24 protein-coding genes are annotated in these 24,718 nt (G+C 55.4%); 10 read left to right on the forward strand and 14 right to left on the reverse strand.

Annotated elements, in window-relative coordinates; genetic code table 11:
* Positions 1 to 11: 11 nt before the first annotated feature.
* From U9M73_RS16460 to U9M73_RS16510, 11 genes are all read right to left on the reverse strand, one after another.
* Positions 12 to 1,808 carry a sensor histidine kinase gene (locus U9M73_RS16460; protein ID WP_260070186.1) on the reverse strand — a complete coding sequence of 599 codons (1,797 nt, stop codon included), beginning with the start codon at positions 1,806 to 1,808 and terminating at the stop codon, positions 12 to 14.
* 18 nt (positions 1,809 to 1,826) lie between these two features.
* Positions 1,827 to 3,401, reverse strand: coding sequence for a response regulator transcription factor (locus U9M73_RS16465; protein WP_323078104.1), 1,575 nt, complete (start codon positions 3,399 to 3,401; stop codon positions 1,827 to 1,829).
* Positions 3,402 to 3,581: 180 nt separating this feature from the next.
* Positions 3,582 to 4,217 (reverse strand): alpha/beta hydrolase, encoded by a 636-nt coding sequence (locus tag U9M73_RS16470; protein WP_009223570.1) that lies wholly within the window; start codon positions 4,215 to 4,217, stop codon positions 3,582 to 3,584.
* On the reverse strand, positions 4,214 to 5,167 hold the full coding sequence (locus U9M73_RS16475; protein WP_323078105.1) for a ring-cleaving dioxygenase: 954 nt from the start codon (positions 5,165 to 5,167) through the stop codon (positions 4,214 to 4,216). The genes U9M73_RS16470 and U9M73_RS16475 overlap by 4 nt, the downstream gene beginning before the upstream one ends.
* Before the next feature lie 35 nt (positions 5,168 to 5,202).
* The gene (locus U9M73_RS16480; RefSeq protein ID WP_009223568.1) at positions 5,203 to 5,841 is read right to left on the reverse strand and encodes a nitroreductase family protein; all 639 of its coding nucleotides are present in this window, start codon (positions 5,839 to 5,841) and stop codon (positions 5,203 to 5,205) included.
* Positions 5,842 to 5,894: 53 nt separating this feature from the next.
* Positions 5,895 to 6,293, reverse strand: coding sequence for a DoxX family protein (locus U9M73_RS16485; RefSeq protein ID WP_009223567.1), 399 nt, complete (start codon positions 6,291 to 6,293; stop codon positions 5,895 to 5,897).
* Positions 6,294 to 6,496: 203 nt separating this feature from the next.
* On the reverse strand, positions 6,497 to 6,940 hold the full coding sequence (locus U9M73_RS16490; protein ID WP_260070181.1) for a MarR family winged helix-turn-helix transcriptional regulator: 444 nt from the start codon (positions 6,938 to 6,940) through the stop codon (positions 6,497 to 6,499).
* Positions 6,941 to 7,152: 212 nt separating this feature from the next.
* On the reverse strand, positions 7,153 to 7,542 hold the full coding sequence (locus U9M73_RS16495; protein WP_009223565.1) for a heme-copper oxidase family protein: 390 nt from the start codon (positions 7,540 to 7,542) through the stop codon (positions 7,153 to 7,155).
* 80 nt (positions 7,543 to 7,622) lie between these two features.
* Positions 7,623 to 9,947 carry an ATP-dependent DNA helicase gene (locus U9M73_RS16500; protein WP_323078107.1) on the reverse strand — a complete coding sequence of 775 codons (2,325 nt, stop codon included), beginning with the start codon at positions 9,945 to 9,947 and terminating at the stop codon, positions 7,623 to 7,625.
* Between the two features lie 105 nt (positions 9,948 to 10,052).
* Positions 10,053 to 11,543 carry an FAD-dependent oxidoreductase gene (locus tag U9M73_RS16505; RefSeq protein ID WP_009223563.1) on the reverse strand — a complete coding sequence of 497 codons (1,491 nt, stop codon included), beginning with the start codon at positions 11,541 to 11,543 and terminating at the stop codon, positions 10,053 to 10,055.
* 84 nt (positions 11,544 to 11,627) lie between these two features.
* Complete coding sequence (locus tag U9M73_RS16510) at positions 11,628 to 12,335, reverse strand: copper homeostasis protein CutC (protein WP_323078109.1); 708 nt, start codon at positions 12,333 to 12,335, stop codon at positions 11,628 to 11,630.
* Between the two features lie 198 nt (positions 12,336 to 12,533).
* Here U9M73_RS16510 and U9M73_RS16515 point away from each other — a divergent pair, with 198 nt between their 5' ends.
* Positions 12,534 to 13,307 (forward strand): sporulation protein, encoded by a 774-nt coding sequence (locus U9M73_RS16515; RefSeq protein ID WP_323078110.1) that lies wholly within the window; start codon positions 12,534 to 12,536, stop codon positions 13,305 to 13,307.
* A gap of 359 nt (positions 13,308 to 13,666) precedes the next feature.
* Here the strand turns inward: U9M73_RS16515 and rlmN are convergent, their stop codons facing one another.
* Complete coding sequence (gene rlmN, locus U9M73_RS16520) at positions 13,667 to 14,722, reverse strand: dual-specificity RNA methyltransferase RlmN (RefSeq protein WP_009223560.1); 1,056 nt, start codon at positions 14,720 to 14,722, stop codon at positions 13,667 to 13,669.
* A gap of 367 nt (positions 14,723 to 15,089) precedes the next feature.
* Here rlmN and U9M73_RS16525 point away from each other — a divergent pair, with 367 nt between their 5' ends.
* The 5 genes from U9M73_RS16525 (at position 15,090) to U9M73_RS16545 (ending at position 18,806) form a co-directional block, all read left to right on the forward strand.
* The gene (locus U9M73_RS16525) at positions 15,090 to 15,932 is read left to right on the forward strand and encodes an MGDG synthase family glycosyltransferase (RefSeq protein ID WP_323078111.1); all 843 of its coding nucleotides are present in this window, start codon (positions 15,090 to 15,092) and stop codon (positions 15,930 to 15,932) included.
* Positions 15,868 to 16,263: a glycosyltransferase gene (locus U9M73_RS16530; RefSeq protein ID WP_323079152.1), complete on the forward strand. Its 396-nt coding sequence runs from the start codon at positions 15,868 to 15,870 to the stop codon at positions 16,261 to 16,263. Before U9M73_RS16525 ends, U9M73_RS16530 begins: the two co-directional genes overlap by 65 nt.
* Before the next feature lie 63 nt (positions 16,264 to 16,326).
* A complete protein-coding gene (locus tag U9M73_RS16535; protein ID WP_323078113.1) occupies positions 16,327 to 17,535 on the forward strand; it encodes an MFS transporter in 1,209 nt (402 codons plus the stop codon).
* Between the two features lie 83 nt (positions 17,536 to 17,618).
* Positions 17,619 to 18,155 carry a phosphatase PAP2 family protein gene (locus tag U9M73_RS16540; RefSeq protein ID WP_009223557.1) on the forward strand — a complete coding sequence of 179 codons (537 nt, stop codon included), beginning with the start codon at positions 17,619 to 17,621 and terminating at the stop codon, positions 18,153 to 18,155.
* Between the two features lie 51 nt (positions 18,156 to 18,206).
* Complete coding sequence (locus U9M73_RS16545) at positions 18,207 to 18,806, forward strand: YkoP family protein (RefSeq protein ID WP_323078114.1); 600 nt, start codon at positions 18,207 to 18,209, stop codon at positions 18,804 to 18,806.
* A 61-nt stretch (positions 18,807 to 18,867) separates the two neighbouring features.
* On the opposite strand, the gene U9M73_RS16550 is transcribed toward U9M73_RS16545, so the two are convergent.
* Together U9M73_RS16550 and U9M73_RS16555 are read right to left on the reverse strand one after the other, a co-directional pair.
* Positions 18,868 to 19,011: a hypothetical protein gene (locus tag U9M73_RS16550; RefSeq protein WP_323078115.1), complete on the reverse strand. Its 144-nt coding sequence runs from the start codon at positions 19,009 to 19,011 to the stop codon at positions 18,868 to 18,870.
* A 20-nt stretch (positions 19,012 to 19,031) separates the two neighbouring features.
* Entirely contained in the window at positions 19,032 to 20,711 is a 1,680-nt protein-coding gene (locus U9M73_RS16555; protein ID WP_323079154.1) for a bifunctional metallophosphatase/5'-nucleotidase, read from the reverse strand.
* Positions 20,712 to 20,892: 181 nt separating this feature from the next.
* On the opposite strand from U9M73_RS16555, the gene U9M73_RS16560 reads away from it, so the two are divergent.
* The 4 genes from U9M73_RS16560 (at position 20,893) to phnE (U9M73_RS16575) (ending at position 24,583) form a co-directional block, all read left to right on the forward strand.
* Entirely contained in the window at positions 20,893 to 21,909 is a 1,017-nt protein-coding gene (locus U9M73_RS16560) for a phosphate/phosphite/phosphonate ABC transporter substrate-binding protein (protein WP_323078116.1), read from the forward strand.
* Between the two features lie 111 nt (positions 21,910 to 22,020).
* Positions 22,021 to 22,821 carry a phosphonate ABC transporter ATP-binding protein gene (gene phnC, locus U9M73_RS16565; RefSeq protein WP_323078117.1) on the forward strand — a complete coding sequence of 267 codons (801 nt, stop codon included), beginning with the start codon at positions 22,021 to 22,023 and terminating at the stop codon, positions 22,819 to 22,821.
* Positions 22,821 to 23,774 carry a phosphonate ABC transporter, permease protein PhnE gene (gene phnE / locus U9M73_RS16570; protein ID WP_323078119.1) on the forward strand — a complete coding sequence of 318 codons (954 nt, stop codon included), beginning with the start codon at positions 22,821 to 22,823 and terminating at the stop codon, positions 23,772 to 23,774. The genes phnC and phnE (U9M73_RS16570) overlap by 1 nt, the downstream gene beginning before the upstream one ends.
* A complete protein-coding gene (gene phnE / locus U9M73_RS16575; protein ID WP_009223550.1) occupies positions 23,771 to 24,583 on the forward strand; it encodes a phosphonate ABC transporter, permease protein PhnE in 813 nt (270 codons plus the stop codon). The genes phnE (U9M73_RS16570) and phnE (U9M73_RS16575) overlap by 4 nt, the downstream gene beginning before the upstream one ends.
* The last annotated feature ends 135 nt before the right edge of the window (positions 24,584 to 24,718 follow it).

Consider the following 24,718-nt stretch of genomic DNA (forward strand, 5'->3'; position numbering starts at 1 on the left):
TTCCCTCCCGATTAATCTTCCTGGTGTTGAAGCAGTTTGACCGGGATTTCGATGCATACTTCCGTCCCTTGTCCCGGCTTGCTGTTGATGTTGAAGCGAACCTGATCGTTGTAGTACAACTCAAACCGGCGATACACATTGCGGATGCCGATGCTGTTCCCAGGCGTGTTCTCACTCCGTACGGAAAGCAGGATTTCCCGCAGCTGCTCCGGTTCGATGCCTTTGCCGTTATCCGAAATGACGATGCGAAGCCGGCCGTCTTCCACGCGGGCTTTGACGGCGACGAGCCCGGTGCCCTGCACCGCCTGGATTCCGTGCTTGCAGGCGTTCTCGACCAGCGGCTGGATGCTCATTTTTGGAATGGTATAATGCAGCGCCTCCTCCTCGATGTCGAAGACGTACTCGAATTTGTCCCGGAAGCGGAACTTCTCGATTTTCAAATACATGTCGATAAACCGAATTTCCTCCTCCAGCGTGACAAGGTCCTCCTTCCAGCGGAGCAGCCGGCGCAGCAGCCTGGACAGGTTTTTAATGATGTCCGTAACATCGGAGTAGTTATTTTTCGTACAGACAACCAAAATCGCGTTCAGCGTATTAAACAGAAAATGAGGGTTCATCTGACTCTGCAAGAAGTTCAGCTCTGCCCGCATCCGCTCGGCTTCGAGGCTCTTCTGCTGGATTTCCAGCTTGTAAACGTTATTGATCAACGCGTTGATACGGGCGGTCATCATGTTAAAGTTGCGGATCAAGCCGCCGATCTCATCGCGTCCTTCATCGATGTTGATCAAATCGAACTTCTCGTTGGTGACCTTCTGCATATGGCGAGACAGCCGCTTTACCCGGTAATGGTAAGATCGGAGCATCACGTAGATAAAGAGCGACGTGAATAAAGTGATCGCTGCCGCCAACATCCCGACGAACAGGCGCATATCGAGCATCGCCTTCGATACCCGGGTTCCCTGCGGAATCCCGATCAGCCGCCAGCCTTTCACATATTTGGCATTGCCGATGGCAACGGACACTACGCCCTTCTCCCGATCCTCGGCAGACAATTCAAGCTTGGGATAACCGACGCTTGCGTCCTGCCGATAGCCGCTGTCCGCCGACACGATGATTTCATCGTTCCCGTTGACCAGATACAAATCCAGGTAGTCCCGCTCCCGGACGATCACGTCGTAAATTTTGCTGAGGTCAATGTCGATCCTTAGCAGCTTGTCGAAGGTGTTATAGGAATCGTAGTAGTCCATCTCCTCGATCACGCTGAAATAAGACTCGGTATTCGCCCGGTTAAAGGCTTGAGAGGCACGGTACGCAGCGACGACCACCGGGTCGGACGAGCTGCTCCAGATCCGGTACCATTCGCTGTTCTTCACCTCATCATCGATCAAATGATAATTGCCCCCGGGGACGATCGTCGGATTGGTCGTGTATATCCCGATCCGCAGAATCTGATTATTGACCGGAATGTAGCTGGTAACCCGATTGCGCAGCTGCTCATCAAACGTTTCGTAAAAATCGACCGGGTCCGAGTAGGTCCGATCCATCTTTTCATACAGCGTCTTATCCGTGTTCAGGGCATGACTGACAGCCACCCCGCCGTCGATAAAATCATGAATGTCCTTTCGGGCACGCTCCATGGAAATCTCCAGGTTCTGCTTCTCGCGTTCTTTAATAAAACCGGTCATCCGCCCCATAAACATCAGGTTAATGACCAGGATCGGCAGCAGTACGCCAATCAAGTAGATCAGCAAAAATTTCGTCTTCAGCGGAATATCGTTCACTTTTCCCCGGAATCTCCATCTTCCCATGCTCGCACCACCTTGGGCTTATTCGGCCGATCTGGACCCTTCCACTTTCTTGGAGCCGTCATTTTGAAACTCGGATTTGTAGGCAGAGGGCAGCATACCGATCGACTGTTTGAATTTGCTGATAAAATAGTCCGTATTCGGATACCCCACCTGCAGCGCAATATCGGAAATTTTCATCGAGGTGCGCTTCAGCAGGCGTTTGGCCTCTTCAAGCCGTTTCTCGTTGAGATATTCGTTGAAGCTTTTGCCCGTTTCTTTTTTGAACACCTGCCCCAAATAGGTCGGATTCATGTGAAACTTCTTGGCGAGGGTTTGCAGCTTCAGCTTGCTGCGGAACTCCTCATCTACGTACTGAATGACCTGAAATACCGTGTTATTCTCGTTCTTCCGGCGCAATCCGGCCAGCAGCAACGAAGCCTCCTGGCACAGCCTATGAAGATACTGCCTGAGCGCCAGGTAGTCGCTGATGCCGTTCGAATCCCCTTCGTCCCCCTGCATGCGGACCATAAAGGCGTCGGCATCACCGCCGGCTTTCTTGATCCTGCGGCATAACGTCAGCTCCATATTGGCTGCGAAGGCCCGCATGGTTTCCACGCCGATCTGGCTGCAGGCAAGTGCGCCAAACACCTCTTCCACCGCCGCCCCCGCTGTTCCGGGATCCCCTTGAAGCACGGCGTCCAGCAGCAGCTCGACCTTTCCCTTCAACACATCCTCCGTACTCTGGAGCTGCGGGTGATGGCAAGGCAAGAAGAAGCCAGTTCTCCCCTTCTCACGCTTCGCTTTGACGGTCTCCATCGTTTGCAGATACAGCTCCCGGATCGAGCGGATCCCCTTCCCGGCGCGGCTGACGGCGATCACTGCCGGCGAACCTATCTCCGAAAGCTCACTGCTGATCGCCAGTCCCATCTCTTCGATACGCGGCTGCGGTATTTCATCTGTCCGAATAATCATCCCGACCCGGCCTGAGCCGTCCAGGAAGGAACGATCCGCATCCGCAGGTTTCGAGAAATAACCAAGCACCCGCTGCTTTAGAGCTTGCGGATCAATCCCGGCGTCGAACAGCATACACCGCAGCTCCGGCTCGCCCCCGAGCTGAAGCGCGGCTGCCGCCTCCTGCTCCAGCCGGGCGCCTTCTTCCCCCTGAATCAATCGGTTCAGGAGGTTATTTTTAAACAACGTCTGCTTCCTTAGCTTGGACTGCTCCATTTCCCGCTCCTCGGCGATCATCTGACCGAGACGGTCCAGAATCGCCCCGAACTCGTCTTCGTCAATCGGTTTTAGCAGATACTCCGCCACCCGTTGCCGCATCGCCGTAAGTGCGTAGTTAAAATCGTCGTATCCGCTTAAAATAACGAACTTAGGGGGCCTTGCGAGCAGCTGTTTACTCCGTTCAATCAGCTCCAAGCCGCTGATGACGGGCATATGGATATCCGTGACGACCAGCTCAGGCCGCAGCTCCTGCATCTTGGTTAAGGCCTCCGGACCGTCCAGCGCTTCGCCGCAGACTTGAAAGCCGTGCTTTTCCCAATTCACCATAGTTCGAAGACCTTCCAGCACCCAAGGCTCATCATCGACCAGAAGCACTTGCAGCATGACTGCCATCCCTCCCCTTTTACGTAAATTCCATGCATCTATAGTTCAACCAATATCCTCCATGTAAGCGCACACATTTTATGCTAGCACAAAATCTCTCATTTGTGGGCACTTAATTTATCCAACAAACAAAGGCAGTCCAGAGCGATGTGCTCCGAACTGCCTTTGATGATACCTGTCTTATTGGTTCAGCAGATGGTCCTGAAACCACTCTGCCGCAGCCTGAACCTCGGTTTCGGTCAACTGATGTCCATAGGGCTCCCAATGCACATGCACTTGGGCACCCGCACCTCTGAGCACCCCTTCCAGTTCCTCGGTTTCTTCCGGCTTACACATCGCGTCATTCCGCCCCGCCCCGATGAAGACAGGGATTCCTGCCATCTCCGGCAGCGGCACGCCCCGCCGCGGGACCATCGGATGGTGCAGAATAGCCCCGCTTAGTGCGGCCGCATGGTGGAACAGGAGGCTCGCTGCGATGTTTGCTCCGTTCGAATACCCCACCGCAACGATGCGGCTCCGATCGAAGCCGTAGTGCGCCGCCGCCTCGTCCAGGAAATCGTGCAGCTCCTTCGTGCGCAGCACCAGATCCTCCTCGTCGAACACGCCCATCGCCAACCGCCGGAAGAAACGCGGCATCCCGTTCTCCAATACGTTCCCCCGGACGCTAAGCACTGCCGAAGCCGGGGAGATGATTTCTGCCAATGGCAGCAGATCCCGCTCCGTGCCGCCGGTGCCGTGGAGAAGAAGCAGTGTAGGTGCCGCCGCTTCACCGCTGGCCGTTAGGGTCCCCGGCTTGAAGATATGCTTCAGCTTCATCCCTGCAGATCCTCCTTCAGCGCCCGGACTTCAAACGGGGTCAGATTTTGTTCGATCAGTGCACGGTGCGGTTCATACCAAGCGGGAAGCATCAGCTTTTCACCCAAATGCTCCGGCGACTCGTCATTGGCGAACCCTGGCGGATTCGTGGCAATTTCGAACAAGATGCCGCCTTCCTCCCGGAAATAAAGCGCGTGAAAATATTGCCGGTCAACGATTGGCGTCGGATGGTAGCCGTGCTCGGCAACCCGAACTCTCCATTCTTCATGTTCCGCGAAGTCCCGGGCTCTCCAGGCGATGTGATGCACCGTTCCGGCTCCGCCCGCGCCGTATTCCATCGATTTGACGTTTACATCGATCACGTCGCCAAGGTCACCCTCGGCTTTAAAACGGGTATAATCGCCCTCTGTGCCAAGCTTCTGTAAGCCCATGACGGTTTCGAGCAACGCGGCAGTTTTCTCCGGGGCCATGCTGTAGAGCACCGCGCCGCCAAAGCCTTTGATCGCCTTGTCGGTTGGAATGCCGCCAAACGACCAAGTGCTTAGCGGGCCGGTAGCGCGTTCCACCAGCTCGAGCTGGAGTCCGTCTTTGTCACGGAAATGCAGATAGGATTCACCGAATCGGCGGGTTTCGGTCGTGGAGATGCCGAATTTGTGCAGACGCTCCTGCCAGAATCCCATTGTGCCAACCGGTATGGCGAAGGTAGTGACGCCGACCTGGCCGCCGCCAACCCGGCCACGCCGAGCCCCGGGCGTCGGGAAGAAGGTCATAATCGTTCCCGGATTCCCATCCTCATCGCCGAAGTACAAATGGTACACCTCCGGGGCATCGAAGTTGATCGTTTTTTTGACCAATCTAAGCCCCAGCACTCCTGCGTAAAAATCGACATTCGCCTGCGGATCGGTAGCAAATGCGGTAATATGATGAATCCCTGAAGTTGGATGTACCATGTGTAGCTCCTCCTTGTTTTGGGTGATAAGCATGCTCAAAAACGGTTAAAGCTGACGAACTCGCCAACCGGCTTACGGTAGCCGCGCGGACGGAAGCTCGAGCTGTCTTCTTTGCCGATCGCTATCAGCATCACCGGCACGTAATTGTCCGGAACGTTCAGCAGGCGGCGCATGGCGTCGGGATCAAACCCGATCATCGGGCATGTATCCCAGCCGCGGTCCTTCGCGATGAGCATCATCTGCATGGCCGATAGGCTGGCGCTGCGAATCGCCTCATCCCGCATAAACGCTTCGCCCCGGCTTTCATAGAACCCGATCGTATCCGACACGAGCATGTCGTACTCCTGCTTGCTGAGAACGCCCAAATTCAGAAGGCCTTCATTCATCATCCCGACATCCTTATGGGCATCCAATTTTCCCAGCACCAGGATCACCGCGGAGGCAGTTCGGACTTTATATTGCTTGGCCGCAGCCTCATACACTTGCTCCTTCAATTCGGGATCCTTCACCACCACATAATGGGTATGCTGCAAGTTAAACGCCGACGGCGCGAATTTCGTAAGATGAAAGATTTCTTCCAGTTCCTTGTCTTGGATTTCTACACCCGGGATAAATTTATTCGCCGACCGGCGGGATTTGATAACCGTGGTAAAATCATGCTCATGCGAATTCATCGATAACTTCCTCCTCAATTAAACCTTTATTGCGTTCATAGTAATCTGATTTGTTATAGCAGAGCATCGAGAGAGTATTCCCCGGCCCCGGACAACATCAAGCCAACCAAAACAGCGATCAGCAGCAAATTGTATTCAAAGCCGCCTGACGTCGACCAGAACCCATTCTTACCATGAACGGATACGATCGCCACGATCATCGTAAGAATCAACAGCGCCGTACCGATAGGCGTAAATAAACCTGCCGCCACCAGCAATCCGCCGCCAAATTCAGCGAGACCCGCTAACACGGCCATCAGCACCCCGGGCTTCATCCCTATCGTTTCAAACCAACCGCCGGTTCCTTTAGGGCCGTGACCGCCAAACCAACCAAACAGCTTTTGCGCACCATGCGCCATCATCGTCAATCCCAACACCAAACGAACAATTAATAACGCCAATTCCAAATTCATGTTTAACTCCTTTGTTTTTTGATTTTATTTGTGTACGTACCTGACATACTTTCCTATCAGATATCTCTTAATGTATAGAATCTTTATATTAAGATATTAGACCTGAAAAGACGTCCTCTGACGCCCTTTCCGCCGCCTGTCGGAGCTTCGTTAAGTCAATTTCTTTCGCGAGCAATGATTTGGGTCCCCTTAATCCCTTGCCGCTATTTAAAGCCGGCCTGCGCCGATTTCCCAAGCTTCTTCAGCAGCATCCCCGCGATCTGCTTCTCTTCCGGCGAAAGACCGCTGACTGCCTCCTCGATGATGCCGGTAATCTGCGGGAACACCTCTTCGATGAACTCGCGTCCCTGCTCGGTGAGTTCTGCGTAAACTAACCGTCGGTCTTCCACGCAATCCTTCCGGGTGACGTACCCCTTCTTCTCCAGCTTATCCACGACATACGTAATATTGCCGCTGCTCATCAACACCTTAGAGCCAATTTGCTGAATCGGCTGTCTGCCTTTATGATACAGCAAGTCTAGTACGCCAAACTCGGTCCGGGTTAATCCGTATTTCCGAATCTCCTTATCCGCATGCGCATGTACCCACTCGCTGGCCCGGGACAAGACGATGAACAAATGCAGCGCCTCATTCTTCGTTGGATCCATCTGTGAACTCACCTCCATGTCGTGTTCGGACTATGATAACTATAGCATAGGGTAGCCTCAAGCGTCTTGAATAATTCTTAATATGAGATATCTTGATATTAAGATACATGATATCGAGATAAGTGTCAACCCAGCTTTGCAAAAAAAACAGCCGACCAGATCGATCTCCCGGGCAGCTGATGAAGAATGCACCTCTTTCACTCGTGCTATAGTTACTTTCTGCCGCGAGCCGACGCGCTGGTCCGCACGTTCGTCAGCACGTTGACTGCAAATATGATGACACTGATCACGACAAGGGTTCCGCCAATCGCTACCAAAGGCTCCAGTTGTTCGGAACCGTTCAGCACCAGAGATAAACTGATCATCATGACCGGAAGCCCGATGGAGTACGTCCAGAACTGGATTTTGCTCAGCAGACTTTCCCCTGCTCCCGGAAACAACACATAAATGACGCCAGCCAACGCAAAGGACGCCCACCCCAGCAAATTCACATGGGCATGAACGCCCGATAAAGTATAGTCATGTTGCATGGACATGTACATGCCTAGCAATACACCGATGACAAAATAAACAACCGAAACCTTAATATACGTGATCCCCAAACCGTCGCCTCCCCCAACCGGAACAAGTTATCCTTACATGTTCAAAATATGTCACAATTGAAGGGAATATTCGGAGTGCTCTAGCGCCATTCCTCCGGCAGCAGCCGTGCGTAATGCGATTGAAGGTAACGGTCGTCGATCAGGGCCAAGCGGCCATAGTCGGTCTCCGAGCGAATCAGGCGCCCGCCGGCCTGCAACACCTTATTCATGCCGGGGTACACGTAAGCATAATCAAAGCCATCTCGTCCGGTCGCCTGAAAGTAGTCGCGAATCAAGTTGCGTTCCGGACCGATTTGCGGCAAGCCGACACCGACGATCGCCACGCCTGTCAACCTGTCGCCAACAAGATCGATGCCCTCCGAGAACAAGCCTCCCATGACGGCAAAGGCGATAAAGGTCCTGCCCGGTTCAGGGTTTGGCACAAAAGCGGCTAAAAACTGCTCCCGATCCTCCTCGGTCATCCCCGCCTGCTGAAGCAACAGCTCTGTCCCTTTGTCCTTGGAGGCGGCAAATTCTTCGTAAATCATGTTCATATAGGCGTAGGATGGGAAGAAAAACAAATAATTTCCCGGCCGGCCGCGGGTCACTTCCTGTAAAGCACGAACGAGCGGACCACGTGTCTGTTCCCGGTCTTGATACCTGGTGGACAGCGGCACAACCACCACTTCCAGCTGATCCCGGGAGAAGGGAGAAGGCAGCGATATCGAATAATCGTCCGGCCCGGCGCCCAACATGTCGCGATAATACCCCATCGGCGACAACGTCGCCGAGAAATAAATCCGCGAGCGAAACCCCTTGCTCATCTCCTGCAGCAAATGAGAAGGATCCAAGCAAAACAGCTTGATCCGCACGTCCTCCCTGGCGATCTCAGCGTAGGTGACGAACCGCTCATCGTACAGCTTGCCCATTCGGCTGAAATGCAGGGCGTCAAAATAAGCCTGAAGCAGCAGCTCCCGCGCCTCGGCTTCCGAACTGCCTGGAGCATTCGCCTGCCCGGCGGCGGAGGGATCAATCGCCAGCTCCCGTTCGGCAGCCTTGGAAAAAGCTTCCACCCGCTGCAGCAGCAGCTCTGGCGCGGCCCGATCAACCCAAAACGACCCTTCCGCCTGCTTCCGCAGCTCGATGAACCCGGCGTTTACCGCCTTAGCCGCCTTCGCGACGGAGGGACTCTTCGCTTTATAGGCCCGTTGCAGCGTTAAGAAGCTGGATTTCAGCAGCTCGGCGGAATACATCTCCCGGGCCCGGTCGACCAGATTATGCGCCTCGTCGATCAGCAGCACGGTTTCCTTCTTCTGCTCGGCGAACATGCGCTGCAAGGACACTTTGGGATCAAACACATAATTGTAATCACAGATCGTTACATCGGCGGCATAGGAGAGGTCCAGCGAAAATTCAAACGGGCACACCCGGTGCTTCCGGGCGTATGCCTCAATCACCGGGCGGGCAAGCTGGGTCTCATTCGCCAGAATATCCTGGATCGCCCCATTAATCCGATCGTAATATCCGTCGGCATACATGCAGTCTTCCTTGGTGCAGCGGACTTCTTCGCGAAAGCAAATTTTCTCCTTGGCGGTCAGCGTGACGACCCAAGCTTGCAGACCCTGCGCTTCCATCAGCGCGAAGGCGTTCTCCGCCGCAGTCCGGGTAATCGTCTTGGCGGTAAGGTAATACAGCTGATTTAGCTTGCCTTCCCCCATCGCCTTAAGCGCCGGAAATGTGGTGGAGATCGTCTTGCCAATGCCTGTTGGCGCTTGGGCAAACAAACCAACGGCTTCCTCGATCGTCTTGTACACCGCGCCCGCCAGCTTCCGTTGCCCGGCCCGGTATCCGGGAAACGGAAACGCCAGCTCCGCGATGCTCCGGTTCCGCTCGCGACGATGGTTGCGAAGCAGCCGGGCATACGGGGCATATCGCTGAACAACGTCATACATAAACGTCTCCAGCTCGTCGATCCCGGCGCGCGTCCGAAACTGCTTCCGCTCCCCCGTATCCAGCTGCACATAAGTCAGCTGGATGCCCATCTCGCTCAGCCCGTTGGCTTTGGCGTACATGTAGGCATAGCACTTCGCCTGGGCCCAATGCACGGGATAGGTGTCCTCGTCGATGGCCGACAAATCGCCGGCTGTCGATTTGATCTCGTCCACGGTCAAGCTTCCGTCCTCACCGGCCAGCAGCCCGTCGCAACGCCCGTCCACGACGAAGAGGAGATCCCCGCAGGGAATCTCCGCCTTCAAATACACTTCTTTCTGGTCTCCTTCGCCGTATTGCTTCTGCACCTGCTGATGCGCCTTCGTGCCTTCCGTCAGCGAAACCGCGGCACGAAAGCCGCCTTCCAAGCTGCCGCTGCGGAACACATACTCCACCAGAGGGCGCACCGCGATCGTAACCGTGGACTCTTTTGCCATAATTCTTTGTGTCACCCGCCGATATCCCTAGGGAACATTTGTTCCACCAGTATATCACGATATGACAGGGATCGCCATGCAAAGCGGTGAACTTCCGTGCGCAGATCATTGATCAATCCGGATGTTGTAATCCTTCTTCAAATATTGGTGGATTCGGCGGAAATCAGCTGGGGTCAGCTCGCTTAACCGCTTATGGCCCTTCTTCCATTCGCGCGCGAGCAGGATGCCCATCGTTTCCGCGGCCAGCGCGGTGGTTGGAATGATGCGGGCGCTTCCGTAGGCTTTGATATCCGCACCGATATTTTTGCCAGCTACCAGGACGTTGTCGTAGGACTTCAGCTCAAAGGAACGCAGGGGAATCCCGTAGCGATCCGGCTTACCGTAACCGATGCCCTTCTTCACGGCGCGGGTCGCCTGCAAATCGACGGGATATCCTCCAAGCGTCACATTGTCCCAGAACATCCGGCTCGACATCACGTCCTTATAAGTCAGCACGTACTCCGTTTCATAACGGTTATAGTCGCGGATGTACAAATATTCGGGATACCCGTTCAGCTCAGCTTTGCTGAAGCCGGGAATATGCTGACGCAAAAATTTGGCGATATACGGCGCTTCGGCCTTGCCCTTAGCCACGGCGGAACGGACCGATTTCGGATCGGCCGGATCGACATCGTAAATCAGCAAGCCATTGACGATCACTTCGCCGTCTTTCTGATAGGTGGCATTCAGTCCTCTCAGCAGTAATTGGGAATCCCGCGGCTTGTACTGGTAGGTGATGTTGCTGAAGCCGGTGGCAAAATCCCAATCGACATATGTATTGGGGCCGTATTTCTTGACGACATTCGTCAGCGGATAATCCTCCAGCACCGCTTGATGCAGCTTCCCCCAGTTGACGCCCTTGAACCGCAGCATATAAGTAGCCGCCATATAATCCGGCTTCTTGCCGTTGTACAAGCTTTCCATCCCTGGGATCCGTTTATTGCCAAGATGGACGGTGAGTGCGTTAAAATCGGTATTTTCCACAAAATACCCCGCCTGTACTTGATACAACTTGCCGTCTTTGGCCAGGTAGGTGATCGATTTCAGCGTTTTCCCTTTCCCAGACTTGCCGGTCTCTTCAATCTCCACGCCGTCGATGGCGATGCCGCTGCGCATAGGAATCCCGCGGATCAGCTTGCGGTAATAGCTTTCAAAGGCGGACAATTTGCGAATCGTCCCGGCATTGTAGCCGTCGTACAGGGATTTCATTTCGCCTTGCACCAAGCTGCGCTTGCGATTGTCGTTGGGTTCGTCCAGCACGAGCATCTGCCCTTGGATCAGCTCCCCGCCCGGCTTCTCGCGCGGATCGAGGATCAGTACGCTTAGCCCGGCATCATGCGCTCGCTTTGCCAAGAGCACCCCTTCAATTTCGCTGCCGATCATGACAATGTCATAACGATTGCAGCCCGGCCCGCAAGATACGGGAGATGCAGTTGAAGTTGATGCTGCCATCGCCGAAGTTGACGCGCCCACCGTTTCAAGCATTAGCAGTACGCACAGGAAAGCCAATACACATCGTTGAGCAAAAGTTTGTTGGTTCTTGGGATGAATTGACATAAATTCAGGAAACGCTCCTCTTTATGGGATATAATGACATCTTATCTCCCGAAGAGGTGTCGTATCCAGTAAATTTTTGTTATATTATGGTGTTCCCTGTCGATTTATGCCACGCAATAAACGAGATAAGCTCAGCAGCTTGGAGGGGTCGAGGGGAGCCAGCCCGTCCCCGCCGATTCGTACGGCAGAACCGAAATGCACTTCGGTCACGCCCGTATTGGCAATGACTTGCGAGACCGTCTCCAGGGTCAAGCCGTGTCCAGCTAAAATGCGCAGCGAGCTGCCGCGTGCCAGCTCCACCAGCTCCCGAATCTCGGAAACCGCCTGCGGCGCAGAGCGCGGTCCGCCCGATGTCAGCACCCGGTTTACCTGCGGGTACTTCATGAGCGTGCGCAATCCGGACGGCAAATCGGCCAACTCGTCAAACGCCCGGTGAAACGTAACGTTAAGCCCGCCGGTCAGCACCAAAATCCGCTCCAGCGCAGCCTCGTCGATCTTACGATCGGCCGTCAGCGCGCCAAACACGATGCCCGCCGCCCCCGCTTCGGCAATCGCTCGGACTTCGGCTTCCATCGTCAGCAAATCGGCTTCTCCGTACACAAAAGACCGGCTATGCGGGCGCACCATCACGTGAACGGGAATGGCCACCGCCTTCACCACTTGTTGAACCAAGCCAATACCGGGGGTCAGTCCCCCTTCCGTGATCGCCGTAATCAGCTCCAGCCGATCCGCTCCATTCGCCTCCGCCACGATGGCGTCCTCCACACAGGTTGCTATAACCTCTAGCAGCACCAGAATACCTCCTTCACCTCGAGGATTACGATTGTACCCCATATGTTAGCTTGTCTATGAAAAAATAACAAACCGTTTATAAAGGATCATTGGGAATGAATGAAACCACAACCATCCTGAATACGTAATAATTTCCGAATCGCACTCATACTTACAAAATCAGTCAGAACCAAATCCATGTTGGAGGTAGGTTGAACTATGTCGTTTATCAAGAAAATGCTAGCCAGTGTGGGGATCGGCTCGGCGCAGATCAATACGGAGCTGGATGTCGACGAAGTCCGGCTGGGCGGTGAGATCAGCGGTACCGTTTATGTGGATGGCGGACAGACTGAGCAATCGATCGGTAACATTTACTTGAAGCTGAAAACCAACTACCTGCGCGAATCCAATGACCGCAAAATAAGAACAACCGGCACGATCGCCAAATACCTTGTCACCGAAGGCTTCGAGCTGCGGCCCGGGGAGCGGAAGCAGATCCCGTTCCGGTTCCGGCTTCCAGAGCAAATGCCGGTGACGCTGCATAACGTGCCGATCTGGGTAGAAAGCGGACTCGACATCGAGATGGCCTTGGATCCAAAGGATGAGGACCTGATTCGTGTCCTGCCGGACGCAAAAATGCAAACCGTGCTGGATGCCGTCGATTTGCTGGGCTTTCGGTTGCGCGAAGTGACCAATGACTATGCCCCAAGACTTGGCGGCGCTCTGCCGTTCGTGCAGGAATTTGAATATGTCCCCGGCACCAAGTTCCGCGGATACCTCGACGAGCTGGAGATCCTGTTCTTCCCGCGGGGCGACGCCTTGGAACTGGTGATGCAGATCGATCGCCGGGCCCGCGGCTTAAGCGGCTTGTTCGCCGAGGCGCTGGAGCTGGATGAACGGTTCGTACGACTGCCTCTGTCGAGAGAGGTACTCCAGAGCAGTCCGCATGCGGTGGCCAGCTTACTGGAGGACGTTATCCGAAGACATCTCTAGTGGAGATTCGGTCGGGGCGACCACCCGCTTGTCGCAAGCGCGGTACGCCACCTTTCCACGAAATGCAAAAGTACATTTCATTTGCGTCAAAACCGGGCATTTTTGAAGGTTCAAGTGTAAAAGTGCAGTTCATTTTCCGAATATCAGCCGAAATCCATCCTAGGTCTCATTTTCAACTGTACTTTTACAGCTAATCGCCCTAAATTTCAAAAAACCCCCGTTTCAGATGTACTTTTGCAGTTGAACGAACGGACGGATACGAGTTGGTCCTATTCCAGCGCCCACCTCCGACAGCCCAAAAGAAAAGGACTTGGAGCAATTCTCCAAGTCCTGCCATTATCCCGCTCGCTCAGCTTAGTTCAGCTCGGCTGCTTCAGCTGCTTGCTGCGCAGCTGTCCGCAGGCCGCATCGATGTCGGCCCCGTGCTCGAGCCGGACGCTGACGCTGAGGCCGCGTTTTTTGAGCGCATCGTAGAAGGCCAACACGGATTTCTGTTCACTCCGCTGATACTGGCTGTGCTCATCCACCGGATTATACGGAATCAGGTTGACGTTCACAAACCGGTCTCCCAGCAGATCCGCCAATTCCTGCGCATGTTCCGTCCCGTCATTCACGCCCTTGAGCAAAATATACTCAATCGTAAGCCGCCGGTTCGTCCGCTCCAGGTAATAGTCGATCGCCGCCATCAGCTTCTCAATCGGAATCGCCTTATTGATCTTCATGATCCGCGTGCGCAGCTCATTGTTTGGGGCATGCAACGACACAGCCAAATTCACTTGCAGATCGGAATCGGCAAACTCGATGATTTTGTCCGCCAGCCCGCTGGTCGACACGGTAATATGGCGCGGACCAATCGCAAGTCCTTTGGGGTCTTGGATGACCCGCAGGAAATCAGCCATATTGTCGTAATTATCAAAAGGTTCCCCGATCCCCATCACCACGATGTGGGAGACGCGTTCACCTTTGCCCTGCCGGTCCAAATGCATCTGCACCTTCATGACCTGCTCTACGATTTCTCCGCTCGTCAGATCCCGGCTCTTCTTCAACAGCCCGCTGGCGCAGAAGCTGCAGCCGATATTACATCCAACCTGGGTTGTCACGCAAACCGACAGACCAAATTTATGGCGCATGAGCACCGTCTCGATCAGGTTGCCGTCCTGCAAGCGGAATAGGAACTTGATCGTCCCATCGATCGACTCTTGGCGGACATGCTCCTCCAAGGTTTCGATAACAAACTGTTCCTTCAGCAGGGCGAGGCATTCGGGATGAACGCCTTCCATTGCATCGAACGCAGTAACCCGTTTGCGGTATAGACCCTCCCATACCATCTCGGCCCGGCCTCGTTTATGTCCACGGTCCAGCAGCCAAGCGGCCAGCTGATCCTTCGTCATACCATAAATCGATTGTTTATTCATCCATATCCTCTTTCTAAACGAACTCAAGTCATTTTTTAATTATACCTAATCCGCCATCCCGAATGCCACAGGTAAAAAAACGAATCCCATCGCCTCACCTCAACGCCCATTTACACAGATACCTATCCCCCTTAAACGAACGTTAACATTAACACTCTAAAGTGAAGGTATATTCACTTGGGTTACTCGGATGTCCTAGGGGGGTTATAATCCCAAGCGGTCCGGCCCGCATACTGGACTAAGGTCGGAATGAAATCACGCCGAACGTCCGGTTTGATTCTTCCAACCTTCCTATATACTGGAACTCGGAATAAATCAACGGAATGAACCGTGCATTTTCGATTTCGGTGGAAAGGCGGCAGCTATCATGAAGCAAAACATGCATATCGTCATCCTGACCGCCGGATACGGCAACGGCCATATCCAGGTAGCGCGGACGCTGGAGCAATCCCTGACCCGTTCGGGCGTCCGTTCGGTCAGCGTGATCGACCTGTACCGTGAAGCCCATCCGGGACTCAATTCTATTTCCCGGCATCTCTACTTATACAGCCCGTGGTTCTCAACCTACGGCTTAGATTATTACGGTTGGAGCTATTACGCAACGAAGGATCTCCAGCAGACGAGCGCTATAGCGAAATGGGGAAACCAGCTGGGCATGAAAAAACTCATCGCCCTGCTCCAAAAGCAGCGGCCAGACGCGATCATCAACACCTTCCCCTTCGGCGGCATTACGGAACACTTGCGAAAACACGGCATTCGGGGGCCGGTCTTTACAGTTGTGACCGACTTCAGCCTGCACAACCGCTGGTTGTTCACGCAGCCGGACCGTTATTATGTGGCGACCGCCGATTTGAAGCGGGAGATGATGGAGCGCGGCGTGCCGGCAGAGGCGATTGTGGTCAGCGGCATCCCCGTGCGGGAGCATTTTTATGAGCCGGGGCGATCCTCAAATCCGCTGACGCAGACCCAGGCAAGGCGATCCTTGGAGAGATCCCGCTCCATTCTGGTCATGATGGGGGCGCATATTCCTTTGCCCGACGCCCAGCGGATCACCGCCAAGCTGTTGGCACTGCCGGACGTGCGAGTGGACCTCGTCTGCGGAGGCAACGAGAAGCTGCGGAGGCAACGAGAAGCTGCGGCGTCGCCTGGAACGGCGTTTTGCCGGTCACGAACGGCTCCGCCTATTCGGTTACGTCGAAGCAATCCATGACCGTATACGGGAAGCCGCTTGCATCGTGACGAAGGCTGGCGGTATCACATTGTCGGAAGCGATCCAGATCCGCACGCCGATCGTGGTCTACAAGCCGTTCTCCGGCCAGGAGCGGGAAAACGCGAGGTATCTGGAGCGCAAAGGCGCAGCCGTAGTGGCCTCCTCGCCGCGAACCTTGGCGGAGCAGGTGCAAGAGCTGCTTGATTCCGAGGTCCGCCGGGCCCGGATGCTCCAGCAATACGACGAACTGGCCGCGGGTTGCGCCACCGAGACGATCGTCCGGGACGTACTGCGCCTGGCGGGCCGACTGCCGGCGTTGGCGGACGGCTAATGATTCAGCGAGCCGCACCGTTGACGATGAAGGCACGAATAAGAAGCAAGGGGTCTTACACATATGAAAAGTACTCGCCGATGGATATCCAGTCATCATCTTACTCCAGCATTTCTGCACTGCGCGGCCATTTTGTTTTTCACAGAAATCGCCCGCAGCGCCTTTCTTATCTCATTCCTGCCCGCCTATGCCAAAGAACGCCAGATTACGCTGGCGGCGGTTGGTTTAGCGATCTCGGTCCATTATTTGGCCGACACGCTGATTAAGGTCCTCACAGGATACGTGCTGGATCGGTTCCCCGCCCGGGTGATCTTGAATATCTTCCTGCTGCTCGGACTGCTCGGCCTGTTCGTCTCTTACGGAGTTCATGCTCCTTGGGCGATTGTCCTTGGGGCGGGCCTGATCGGGATTGGGGTCTCGCCCGTCTGGCTGCTCTGCCTCTCCGAGATCCGGGAGGACCGCCGCGGCTCACAGATGGGATCGATTTATACGATTTGGCTCGTCTCGCTGGGCCTAGGCCCAGTTGGCGTCAATTTTCTGATCGACCGCAGCTATGTGTTATCGTTCTGGCTATTGGCCGGATGCTGGGCCGCGGGGTGGCTGCTGGCCGCCCTGAAACGGATGGATTTCTCATCCCGACGCTTGCTGGAGTCTACGGTCCCATTTAAACAGCAAATACGTGAAATCGGGAGCAAGCTTGCGCAAATGAAGCCGCTTGTGCCCGGCATGATTGTGCAAACGCTTGCCGCCGGTCTGCTGGTGCCCGTCCTGCCGAGCTTTGCCTCCGAGTATTTGGCGCTGGATTATTCGGATTATTCCATCGTGTTGATGGCTGGGGGCTGCATGACCGTCCTGCTGCTCGTTCCGATGGGCCGGCTTGCCGACAAATGGGGTTACAAATGGCTGTTGATCGCCGGTTTTGGCGCCTTAGCCGCCTGCCTTGGATTGCTGATCTACTCCCGGCAGATCTTCAGCACGATGCTGCTCGCCGTCTGTCTTGGTGCGGCGTATGCCGCTGTACTCCCGGCATGGAACGCCATCCTGTCCCACTACGTTCCTGCCGAACAAAAAGCGACCGGCTGGGGCGTCCTCTCCGGCATCGAAGGGATTGGTGTCATCCTCGGCCCCATTCTGGGCGGCTGGATGGCAGAAAGCTTCGACGTCACGGTGACGGTTGGGATCAGCTCACTGTTGTTGTTCGGCATCATGCTGTTTTACTGGATTCGTCCCGTGCGGCAGCATCAACGGGGACAATACCGGCAGCGTAGTTGAGTTGGAGGTTTGGTTTAAATGGTTAGAGTAAGTGGTTTGGGGCGTGTAGAACGTGTTCTTTTTCAGGGATTGGAGGGGTTGGTATGAAACATCGCTATTATCTTCGGCTGCGCGAGTACGATAACCGGCTGTTTCGGTGGTGCAATCATTCGCTGAGTCACCCGTGGCTGGATCGGATTCTGAAAGGACTTACTCATCTGGGGAGTGCTGCGTTTACGATCGCTTTAACCCTTTCTGTGGTCCTCTTCACCACGGGTTCATGGCAACGGGCAGGATGGCACAGCCTGATCGCTCTAACCGTTAGCCATCTGCTTGCGGTAGTGATTAAGAAGCGATTCCAGCGTACGCGCCCATACGAAGCGTTGCAGAATGCAAGGATCTCCATCCACCCGCTCAAGGACTACTCGTTCCCATCCGGGCACACAACGGCCGCTTTTTCGACGTTTATCCCGCTCCTATACGCGGCTCCGGGTCTGGCGCAACTGCTTCTGCCGCTTGCTTTTATCGTTGGCCTGTCGCGAATTTACCTTGGCGTCCATTACCCCTCCGATGTGCTGGCGGGCGGCTTACTTGGAGCCATGACTGCCCTCCTCGTTGTTTTAAGCGCCGGGCTGGTCTAGATGCAGACATCTAAGCACTTCACGATTTAAAAAAGAAAGTGAGGACATTCCATGCAAGTGAAAACGATCATGAAGCAATCCGTCCAAACGGTTTGGATGGGCTGGGAGCGGGTATTTGAGCTGTTTAGCCGACTGCGCTCCAAGTACGCCGGAGAGTTCGGCATCTGCAAAATGTTTGTCACCCAATACCGCGGCAAAAGCATGCAATGCGAGGACGGGACGTGGATTCAGGATGGGGATTGGATTGGGGAGCTGCATTTGGATAACCGCCAAATCCTCGCCATGCTGCAATCCAATGAGGCGAACCGGGTCGCCTTGAAGGTCGCCCGGCTTGCAAAAAACGCGATGTCGCAAATCTGCGCCGAAATGCAAAGAAACCCGCAGCTTAGTCAGGTGAAGGCGCTGCAAGGGATTACGTTGCTGCATCGGGGCATCACGCATGGGTTGGGCTTCGAAACGCACCACGTTGAACAGGGGGCCTTCCGGACATTGACGACCACCTATCTGCGGTTGCTGCTCACCGTCTTTCATCCGAGCCATCGCAAACGGATCACCGGCCATGCGGACAAGCTGATTCCGGTGAAGCTGGTGATGAGCCGCGCGTCACTGTTCCGGAAATTTGGGCAATTGGGGATGGAGAAGGTGATGTAAGGCACGGCAGAGAGGTACGGTTTTTCAGGCTAATCGATGGATCCGGCAAGTCCTTGCTCCGTTAAATAATCCATCTCCAATTCGGATTCGCCTTCGCTAGGGCCAAGGCCAATGTTCCCCAACCCGCTCCCACCTCAACGATGGGGTTGATGAGGGCCTGCAGAGCCACTCCCGCAAGGGCAGCGGCCCGTTCCAGCTGCTTCATTTCCGTAATGACCGCCTGCCTCACGGGAGCGGAAGTGGGCGTGGGCGAAATGCCGTTTCGCCAGCTCCGGTAGACGATCCCTTAATCACTCTCCAGTTCCCATCACATGACGCATAAATCGTACCGTGCCGCTGAATGTACTCCGCCACCAGCTCCGCCATGTCGGTCTGGATCTCGCGAATCACCGGCTTGCCTCGGTACATCTCGTAATCGCCGCCCCCACTGGCGCGGTAATTGTTCATCACGACGTCAACCACGGTGTCGTCTTGCAGCGGCGCTCCGTTCCGGGTCAGCTTCACGACCCGTTGCCCTACAGGCCGGGTGATGTCAAGCTCGTATTCAATGCCCTCCCACATGTCGTAATTGTAATGCTGCGCCTTCGGCCGAGAGTATGCCGGATTCACCGCGATTTCGCCATCCTCACCCATAACAAAATAGTTCGCCGTCTGCTCCAGCGCCTCCCGGATATCCTTCCCGGTCAAACGCAGGACGGTTAACGTGTTCGGGTACATGAAGTTCGTCAGCACGTCCCGCAACGTGATGCTGCCGGCAAACCCTTTGGATGCCTCGCTCAGCAACGCTGCATTGGAGACGTCTACTCCAGCTGCCTCCATCTGAACCCGGTTAACAAACTCCATAAACGGATGATCCGCCAAGCGGCAGGCGAGCGGGCTTTCGATCGTCATATCCCCCTCCACCCGGCCGATCGGCTGGTCGAGCCAAGCCTGCGTAGCCGATTCCAGCGGCCGCACCAGCTCCAGCACCTCTGCATCCGCCTCCACGGCGGCATCCGGAACGAGCAGCTCCGCCGTTTTCTCGCGGACGATCCAGCGTCCGTCAGCCCCGCGCTTGAAGCGGACGGTGATTTGCCCCAACGCTTGTCCGCCTGTCCCCGGCTGGAGCACCGTGACCCCGCCGACTTCGCCCGCGATCATCCGATGCTGATGGCCCGTGATCAACACGTCGATGCCTGGCACTTCGAGGCACATCGCGTAGCCCTGATTTTCGCCGGTTAACCGTTCCGTTGGCGCTCCCGTCGCCAAATCCCGCTCGAACCCGCCGTGATAGCTGACCACCAGCAAATCCGGTTGCTCCGCTTCCCGGATGCGGGGAACCCAGGCTTTCACCGTCTCGAGTGCATCCTGAAACGTCCAACCCGGGATGTGCCGGGGGTGCTCCCAATGCGGGATATAGTGGGTTGTGACACCCAAGATGGCGATTCGCACGCCCTCCTGGGTGGTCTTTATCACGTAGGGCTTACCAAACGCCGGTTCTCCCGACCCCTCATCCAATATCCCCGCCGACAACCACGGAAATCGGGCATCCTTTATCGCCTTCCCTAGCAACTCTTGCCCGTAATTGAACTCGTGGTTCCCTGGTACCGCGGCGTCATACCCCAACAGGTTCATCACCGTGATGGACGGATGAACGTCGTGGGGGTGATTTTTGACGTGAAACGTGCACAGCGGCGTCCCCTGAATGGCATCCCCGTTATCGATCAGCAGCAAGCCGGGCGTATGGGCGCGCTCGCGCCGAATGAGCGTAGCCAGCTTGGCCAGACCCAGCGGCCGTTCCTCCGTCGTACGGTAATCTGTTGGATAAATAAAGCCGTGGATGTCGCTGGTGACCAGGATTTTACAGAGAACTTCCTCCTGCCTCGATGAGATCGCACCAGCACCACGTTCCGTATGTTGTTCCATCACCTTCACCTCGGATTCCAATTCATTGCACTCCTCATTCTAGCAACGAAGATCGCGAGTTTTGTAAACTCCTGAAAAAATGGAATTTTTACATACTTCCACCATTCCGCTGACGGCAGGTTAATAAATCTTTTTTATAGTAGTCACGAACCTAAAAATGAGAATAGTGGAGGTCATACGCTTGAAGAAGATGGGTAAGTTTGTTTTGCCTTTATTTTTGACAATCTCCGTGATCCTGAGCGCTTGTGCAAACAACGCTCCGGCGAACACTAGCGGAAATGCATCGGCCGAATCCGGTCAATCGAATGCTGCGTCTTCCAATGCCGGATCCAACGCATCCACGAATGCGGCTGACACGTCCGCAGATACTGGCTACGTTCCTGAAACGCTGACCGTCCAATTTGTGCCTTCGCAAAACGCTGATACGCTGGAAGCTAAAGCGAAGCCGCTCGAGAAGCTGCTGTCCGACCGTCTGGGCGTTCCGGTTAAAGTCAGCGTGTCGACTGACTACAATACGATCATTGAAGCGATGGCTTCCAAGCAAGTGGATGTCGGCTTCCTGCCTCCCACGGCTTACGTGCTGGCCAAAGAAAAAGGTGCCGCCGAGGTCATTTTGCAAGCACAGCGTTTCGGGGTACAAGATGAGACCGGTGCACCAACGGATGAACTGGTAGATTTCTACAAAGCGATGATTATCGTCAAGAAAGATTCCGACATCCAGTCCGTGGCCGACCTGAAAGGCAAAAAAATCGCCTACCAAAACGTAACGTCTTCCGCCGGTTATGTCTGGCCGGCCGCCAAGCTCCAAGAAGCTGGCTTGGATCCGCTGTCCGACGTGGAGCCGATCACGGTGAAAGGCCATGACCAAGGCGTTATCGCGGTCCTGAACGGCGATGTCGATGCTGCGGCGATCTTCCAGGATGCCCGGAACACGGTCGTGAAGGATTATCCAACCGTGTTCGAAGACACTCGCGTGCTGACGTACACGGAGCCGATTCCAAACGATACGATCTCCGTCCGTTCCGACATGAGCGCCGAATGGGCGCAAAAGCTGAAGGATGCCTTTATCGAGATCGGCAAAGATCCGGAAGGGCACCAAATCATCGCGGATATCTACAAGCATGAAGGCTATGTCGATTCCAACGACAGCGTGTTCGACATCGTCCGCGAGTATAACGAGAAAGTGAAAACGGAATAGGCAATTGTACGAAATTTGACGAATAGCCCCTGCAAGCCAGTCGGAGCACTGTATGCTCCCGGCTGGCTGTGCGTTTTTCCAGATTATTTTTTGTGAAAAAGGAGCCCAAACGTGATAGAACTGCGCAATGTAACAAAAACGTATCCGAACGGCACCAAAGGTCTGGATCAAATCAACCTAAAAATCGAGCCCGGCGAATTCGTAGCCATCGTGGGCTTGTCCGGTGCCGGCAAATCGACGCTGCTGCGGTCCATCAACCGGCTGCACGACATTTCGGAAGGCGATATCCTCATCGACGGCAAGTCGATCACGCAAGCCACCGGCAAGCCGCTGCGGATGATTCGCCGCGACATCGGCATGATCTTCCAAAGCTTCAATCTCGTAAAGCGCTCCTCCGTGTTGCGCAACGTGCTGGCTGGCCGGGTCGGCTACCATTCCACGCTGCGCACCCTGTTTGGCCGTTTTCCGGAGGCGGATGTGGAGTTAGCTTTTCAGGCGCTGGAGCGCGTGAACATCGTGGAAAAAGCCTACGTCCGGGCCGACCAGCTCTCCGGCGGACAGCAGCAGCGGGTGGCGATCGCCCGCGTATTGGCGCAGGAGGCCAAAATCATCCTCGCCGACGAGCCCGTGGCGTCCCTGGATCCCTTGACGACCAAGCAGGTCATGGATGATTTGAAGCGCATTAACGTCGAGCTTGGCATAACGACGGTCGTTAACCTGCATTTTATCAACTTGGCGCGCAGCTATGCCACGCGCATTATCGGGCTCCGCGCGGGCCAGGTTGTCTTCGACGGACCTGTGTCGGAGGCGACGGACGAGCGGTTCGCGGAAATTTACGGCCGCGCGATCGACCGGGAAGAGCTGTTGGCCAGCCGACTCCCGGGGCCGCAAGTGCTGGAGGCGCAGGCTTGATGCACACGAATCCACGTCCAAGCACCGATACGAAGGCCAAAGCTGGAGCAAATATTGCTCCTAGCGCTGATGCCCATGTCAGTACGAGCGCCGACACTAAGACCAATACTAACGCCTACACCAACGCTAACATTAACGCCAGTCTAAGCACTAACCCGTCCGGCCAAGCCGGCTTTAATCGGAATTGGCCCCAGGCCCCCAGCAAGCTGAGGCATTATTTGACCGCTGTGATCATTCTGCTCCTGCTGTGGGGCAGCGCTGTGGACACCGACGCCTCGTGGGGCAAGCTGATCCAGGGCTCGCCGAACATGCTGGATCTGCTGCGGGAGATGTTCCCGCCGAAGTGGAGCTACTTCGACAATATCGTTCCGGCGATGCTAGAGACGATCCGCATGGCGCTGATCGGCACGACGTCTGGCGCGATCCTCGCCGTACCGGTGGCGCTGCTCTGCGCCTCTAACCTCAGCCGCAGCGCTTGGATCTACCAGCCCGTCCGCTTCTTACTGAACCTCGTGCGGACGATTCCAGACCTGCTGCTGGCGGCCATTTTCGTCGCCATCTTTGGGCTCGGCCCGCTTCCCGGCATCATGGCGCTGACCGTCTTCTCGTTTGGCCTGATCGCCAAACTGACATACGAAGCGCTGGAGACGATTGACCGCGGGCCGCTGGAAGCGATGACGGCCGTCGGGGCCACGCCCGTCCAGCGGATCGCCTTTGGCGTTGTGCCGCAGATTCAGGCCCATTTTATTTCTTACGTGTTGTACACGTTCGAAATTAACATTCGCGCCGCGGCGGTGCTGGGTCTGGTTGGGGCCGGCGGGATCGGACATTATTACGAAGTCACTTTAGGTTTCCTGGAGTATGACAAGACGTGCATGATCATCTTGTTTACGCTCGCGGTCGTCCTGTTGATCGATTATGCAAGCACTAAACTGCGGGAGAAATTATTATGACAACAAACACAACGACTTGGCAGCACAAAGTGCCGAAGCCCAAAAAGAACCGTTACCGCTGGCTGATCTATATCCTGCTCCTTCTTCTCTATGTATGGGCTTTTGCTGGAATCCCATTTGACGGAATCAAACAAACGGCCGGCCAAATTACAAAGTCGATCCTCTCGGGCTTGTTCTCGCCAGATTGGGATTACGTCTATTTGCCGGACGGGGAGGATCTGCTGCGCGGCCTGCTGGAGACCCTAACCATCTCGATCCTGGGCACGTTCGTTTCCACACTGGTCTGCCTGCCGTTCGCCTTCTGGGCGGCGGCCAATCGGGGCAAGTCGCGTTTCGTATCCGGCTCAGGCAAAATGCTGCTCAGCTTTGTCCGCACCTTCCCGGAAATCGTGATGGCGCTGCTGTTCATCAAAGCGGTGGGACCTAACGCTTTTGCTGGTGTGCTGGCGCTTGGGCTGCACTCGGTCGGCATGCTCGGCAAGCTGTTCGCCGACGAAATCGAGAACATGGATCACGGTCCCGCCGAAGCGTTGATCGCAGCCGGGGCGAACCGCCTGCAAATCCTGTGGTTTGCTGTGCTCCCCCAAGTGCTGCCGGGATTCCTGTCCTACACGCTGTACCGGTTCGAGATCAACCTGCGCTCCGCGACGATCCTTGGCGTCATCGGTGCCGGCGGCATCGGCACCCCGCTGATCTTCGCCCTGAGCTCGCGGGATTGGGAGCGCGTTGGCATCATCCTGCTCGGAATCATCGCGATGATCACTCTCGTGGACTGGATGTCCGGTTACCTGCGGAAGAAGCTGGTCTAGCCCTAGATCATCAGCAGCCATCCCCGGCCAGTATACTTTGTCTTGCCCTAAGTTTGAACTAGGTCTTGGTATGGACCTGGCCTTGGCGTGGGTTCTGGTGTCGCTCTGGTGCAGCTCTTGTTCCGCTCTGGTGCT

Origin of the sequence: Paenibacillus phoenicis, from assembly GCF_034718895.1 — a bacterium.
Taxonomy (GTDB): domain Bacteria; phylum Bacillota; class Bacilli; order Paenibacillales; family Paenibacillaceae; genus Fontibacillus; species Fontibacillus phoenicis.

What these genes read in the sequence shown, in the direction of transcription:
- U9M73_RS16460 (WP_260070186.1), bottom strand. Translation starts at nt 1,808, where the DNA reads ATGGGAAGATGGAGATTCCGGGGAAAAGTGAACGATATTCCGCTGAAG.
- U9M73_RS16465 (WP_323078104.1), bottom strand. Translation starts at nt 3,401, where the DNA reads ATGCTGCAAGTGCTTCTGGTCGATGATGAGCCTTGGGTGCTGGAAGGT.
- U9M73_RS16470 (WP_009223570.1), bottom strand. Translation starts at nt 4,217, where the DNA reads ATGAAGCTGAAGCATATCTTCAAGCCGGGGACCCTAACGGCCAGCGGT.
- U9M73_RS16475 (WP_323078105.1), bottom strand. Translation starts at nt 5,167, where the DNA reads ATGGTACATCCAACTTCAGGGATTCATCATATTACCGCATTTGCTACC.
- U9M73_RS16480 (WP_009223568.1), bottom strand. Translation starts at nt 5,841, where the DNA reads ATGAATTCGCATGAGCATGATTTTACCACGGTTATCAAATCCCGCCGG.
- U9M73_RS16485 (WP_009223567.1), bottom strand. Translation starts at nt 6,293, where the DNA reads ATGAATTTGGAATTGGCGTTATTAATTGTTCGTTTGGTGTTGGGATTG.
- U9M73_RS16490 (WP_260070181.1), bottom strand. Translation starts at nt 6,940, where the DNA reads ATGGATCCAACGAAGAATGAGGCGCTGCATTTGTTCATCGTCTTGTCC.
- U9M73_RS16500 (WP_323078107.1), bottom strand. Translation starts at nt 9,947, where the DNA reads ATGGCAAAAGAGTCCACGGTTACGATCGCGGTGCGCCCTCTGGTGGAG.
- U9M73_RS16505 (WP_009223563.1), bottom strand. Translation starts at nt 11,543, where the DNA reads ATGTCAATTCATCCCAAGAACCAACAAACTTTTGCTCAACGATGTGTA.
- U9M73_RS16515 (WP_323078110.1), top strand. Translation starts at nt 12,534, where the DNA reads ATGTCGTTTATCAAGAAAATGCTAGCCAGTGTGGGGATCGGCTCGGCG.
- rlmN (WP_009223560.1), bottom strand. Translation starts at nt 14,722, where the DNA reads ATGAATAAACAATCGATTTATGGTATGACGAAGGATCAGCTGGCCGCT.
- U9M73_RS16525 (WP_323078111.1), top strand. Translation starts at nt 15,090, where the DNA reads ATGAAGCAAAACATGCATATCGTCATCCTGACCGCCGGATACGGCAAC.
- U9M73_RS16535 (WP_323078113.1), top strand. Translation starts at nt 16,327, where the DNA reads ATGAAAAGTACTCGCCGATGGATATCCAGTCATCATCTTACTCCAGCA.
- U9M73_RS16540 (WP_009223557.1), top strand. Translation starts at nt 17,619, where the DNA reads ATGAAACATCGCTATTATCTTCGGCTGCGCGAGTACGATAACCGGCTG.
- U9M73_RS16545 (WP_323078114.1), top strand. Translation starts at nt 18,207, where the DNA reads ATGCAAGTGAAAACGATCATGAAGCAATCCGTCCAAACGGTTTGGATG.
- U9M73_RS16550 (WP_323078115.1), bottom strand. Translation starts at nt 19,011, where the DNA reads ATGAAGCAGCTGGAACGGGCCGCTGCCCTTGCGGGAGTGGCTCTGCAG.
- U9M73_RS16555 (WP_323079154.1), bottom strand. Translation starts at nt 20,711, where the DNA reads ATGGAACAACATACGGAACGTGGTGCTGGTGCGATCTCATCGAGGCAG.
- phnE (WP_323078119.1), top strand. Translation starts at nt 22,821, where the DNA reads ATGCACACGAATCCACGTCCAAGCACCGATACGAAGGCCAAAGCTGGA.
- phnE (WP_009223550.1), top strand. Translation starts at nt 23,771, where the DNA reads ATGACAACAAACACAACGACTTGGCAGCACAAAGTGCCGAAGCCCAAA.